The 576-nt window shown below is 74.8% G+C and carries 1 pseudogene; it reads left to right on the top strand.

Annotated elements, in window-relative coordinates:
• Nucleotides 1-525: pseudogene (locus tag ABD841_RS40610) on the top strand (aminopeptidase); the annotation flags it as partial.
• Between the last annotated feature and the right edge of the window lie 51 nt (nt 526-576).

Raw genomic sequence — 576 nt, 5'->3', positions numbered from 1 at the left:
GACACCTTCGAGACGGCCACCGGCTGGACCGCGAACCCCGCGGGCACCGACACCGCCACGTCCGGCCAGTGGGAGCGCGGCGACCCCGAGGCCACCTCCTCCAGCGGCGCCAAACAGCTCGGCACCACCGTCAGCGGCAGCAACGACCTGGTCACCGGCCGCCTGGCCGGCTCCTCGGCCGGCGCCTACGACCTCGACGGCGGCACCACGAGCATCCGGTCACCGGCCATCACCCTGCCGGCGGACGGGACGCTCAAGCTGGGCTTCTCCTGGTACCTGGCCCACGGCTCCAACGCCTCCAACGCCGACTTCCTGCGCGTGAAGGTCGTCGGCTCCACCACCACCCAGGTGTTCCAGCACCTCGGCGCGGCCACCAACCGCAACGGCGCCTGGGCCACGGCCACCGTCGACATCTCCGCCTTCGCCGGGCAGAGCGTCCGCGTCCTCGTCGAGGCCGCCGACGCCTCCGGCGCCTCCCTCGTCGAGGCCGGCATCGACGACGTCACGGTGACCCGGCAACCCTGACGGCTCCGCCTCGCCCCCTGCCCGGGGCGCCTCGCGCGAGGCGCCCCGGGC

The sequence above is a fragment of the Streptosporangium fragile genome (assembly GCF_039534445.1).
Classification (GTDB): Bacteria; Actinomycetota; Actinomycetes; order Streptosporangiales; family Streptosporangiaceae; genus Streptosporangium; species Streptosporangium fragile.
Note: the sequence above shows the minus strand (reverse complement) of the source record. Positions and strands in the feature narration are given on the sequence as shown.